Raw genomic sequence first — 2,645 nt, 5'->3', positions numbered from 1 at the left:
GCCCACGCGCACCGTCAACAGGCGTCGCGCCGCTCGGGAGGGTCTGCACAACCCTCGACCGGTCCTCACGACCGGCCCACGACCGCCAAATCCGCCGCTCAGACGCATTCGGTGAATACTGCGGGCTGAGCGGTCTGCCAGATGCAGACAGCCGTGGCCTCATGCGGTCATGCGGCGGTGCAGCCGTCGCCATGAAGACAAGAACCTACGCGATCCCATTCGGCCCAGAGTTGCCGTTCCCTATGGGCATTGATGACGCGCAGCAGCGTCCCCGAACCGGTCATTCACGTCCTGCGTAACATCCCGGATCATCCGAAGGTGGGCAGCGTGGACTACCGCGACCTGTTTCGCCTGAAACGGACGTGACGGCCGGCCGGCGCCGCTGCCTTCGGCGTGGCATGCGGCCGTCCGCTCCGGGGCGCGGCAAGCGCAAGGGAAGCCCGGCCCTTCAGTCCCGGTGCGCCGATGCCTCGAACAGCACCATCTCCACCCGCTCGGCGCCATCGACATGCGCGTCATGGCTGGGCGGGATCTCGAAGAAGTCGCCGGGGCGGATGCGGGTCACCCGGCCACTATCCACCATCCGAACCGCCAGCGTCCCGGCGATGCAGTAGCCGGTGTGGTGCATCGGGCAGCTCTCGGGCGACCCGAGCAGCGGCTTCTCGTCCCGCTCCCATGTCCAGCCGGGCTCGAAGATGGCGTACATGCCGGTCGATCCGGCAGCGGTATGGACGATGTCGATGCCGCCCCGCTCCTTCATGTCGAGCGCCTCGTCGGGCTGTTCGAACCGCCTGGTCTCGATCCCGCCGGTCATGGCTTCGCCGGTTTCCGTCTCGCCGCGTTCCGCCTCCACGATCTCGTCGCGGAGCGCCTCGAGCATCGCGCCGACCTCGGCCCGCGTCGCCGCGCCGTGGCCGTGTCGGGCGAGCGTGGCGAGGATGTCGTCGGCCGCCGCATTGTACTCGGCATCGGTGATGCCCATGCCGCGATGCGCCTGGTCCATGCTGCGGCCGTGATAGGTGTCAGGCCCGCCGCTACCTTCGGAGAGGAAGGCGCAGGTGTGCTGCTTGATCTCGGCCACCCGTTCCGGCTGGTCGAGATACGGCCGGAAGCGTGCCTCGATGACGGGGTTGCACAGGTGGGCATCGACGATGCCGTCGACGAGGGCACGGATGCCGGCCGCGCCGCCGAGTCGTTCGTAGAGCGTGACGGTGGAAAGGCGTTCGCCGAGCGTCGTGGTCATGGCGCGGTCCTCCTCTTGCTGGATGGGGGAACGCCGCGGCGGAGCCGGCCGTGGGCCGCCCCACCGCGGCACAGCCGGGTCAGGCGGGCTCGGCCTGCAGCGCTTTCACGTCGGCGGCCGTCAGGGGCTTGCCGCCGATGGCCCATTCGCCGCCGGCGATCTCGCGGATGCGCACCCATGTGGTGCCGCGCAGGGGCTCGCCCTCGATGCGCACCATCACCTCGGTGATGTCTTCGATCATCCGGCGTTTCTGGTCGGCGTCGAAGACGCCTTCGATCAGGTCGATATCGACGAGGGGCATGGGGCTTCCTCCTTGCTGGTCCATGCTGCCGGTTCGGCCCGGCGCGAGGACAAGGATGCCGGCCGCCGCCGGGCGCGGGCCAGTTCACGGTCTGAACCCGCCCGATACAGTTTCTGAACTGGCCACGCCCGGGCCCCGCGTGGCACCCTGCGAGGCACCCGACCGAACGGGAGGCCAGGATGACCAACGCGAGCTACCGCCAGTTCTGCCCCGTCGCCATGGCGTCGGAAATCCTCTGCACCCGCTGGACCGTCGTGCTGCTGCGCGAGCTCATCGCGGGCTCGACCCGCTTCAACGAGCTGCGCCGCGGCGTGCCGCGGATGTCGCCGGCGCTGCTGTCGAAGCGTCTCGGCGAGCTCGAGGCTGAGGGAATCGTCGAGCGCCAACGCCTGCGGGGGCCGCCCGAGGTGGACGCCTATCGCCTGACCCAATCGGGCCGCGACCTGCAGCCGGTGATCGAGGCCATCGGTATGTGGGGCCAGAAATGGGTCGAGGCCGAGCCGTCGCTGGAGAACCTCGATCCCGAGCTGCTGATGTGGGACATGCGGCGCAATCTCGACACCGACCCGGTGCCGGACCGGCGCACAGTGATCGAGGTCGTCTATCCCGAGCTGCCGCCCGCCCAGCGGCGCTGGTGGCTGATCGTGGATCCCGACCGCAGCGTGGACCTGTGCAACGTCGATCCGGGCTTCGACGTGGACCTCTACATCCACACGGACCTGCGGACGATGACGCGGATCTGGATGGGGCTGACGACGGTCGCGCGCGCCGTCGAGGCGGACAGCCTGTCGATGGTCGGCGACCGTACGCTCGCCGGCAGCATGCAGACCTGGCTCGGCCTCAGTCCGTTCGCCGTTCAGGAGAAGCTGGCCGTCTGAGACGGAGTCGCACGGTGCGGCATCCAGAAGGGGCGACGGAACGCGCCGATATCGGCGACGCACGCGCCCTCGGCGAGCAGGTCGACTGCGCCGGCCTCCGAAGTTCGACACCTCCCGGGGGGATTTGTGAGTTCTGCGAGAGGCCGGTGGGGGGATTTCAAGGGGTTAGGTTGCGAGAGGGTGGTGAAGTGCGGATGTAGTGTCGTCACACGTTTGGTGAAAA

3 protein-coding genes are annotated in these 2,645 nt (G+C 68.8%); 1 reads left to right on the top strand and 2 read right to left on the bottom strand.

All coding sequences use genetic code 11. From position 1 onward, the window contains the following. Nucleotides 1-448: 448 nt before the first annotated feature. Together DLJ49_RS22670 and DLJ49_RS21015 are read right to left on the bottom strand one after the other, a co-directional pair. Nucleotides 449-1,243 (bottom strand): globin domain-containing protein, encoded by a 795-nt coding sequence (locus tag DLJ49_RS22670; protein WP_115395456.1) that lies wholly within the window; start codon nt 1,241-1,243, stop codon nt 449-451. Between the two features lie 79 nt (nt 1,244-1,322). After that, a complete protein-coding gene (locus tag DLJ49_RS21015; RefSeq protein ID WP_115395455.1) occupies nt 1,323-1,544 on the bottom strand; it encodes a tautomerase family protein in 222 nt (73 codons plus the stop codon). A gap of 179 nt (nt 1,545-1,723) precedes the next feature. On the opposite strand from DLJ49_RS21015, the gene DLJ49_RS21010 reads away from it, so the two are divergent. Next, nucleotides 1,724-2,422 carry a winged helix-turn-helix transcriptional regulator gene (locus tag DLJ49_RS21010; protein WP_115395454.1) on the top strand — a complete coding sequence of 233 codons (699 nt, stop codon included), beginning with the start codon at nt 1,724-1,726 and terminating at the stop codon, nt 2,420-2,422. Nucleotides 2,423-2,645: the final 223 nt, after the last annotated feature.

Source organism: Rhodovulum sp. 12E13 (genome assembly GCF_003340565.1).
GTDB lineage: Bacteria > Pseudomonadota > Alphaproteobacteria > Rhodobacterales > Rhodobacteraceae > HLUCCA09.
This window is presented reverse-complemented; position numbering and strand designations above follow the sequence as displayed.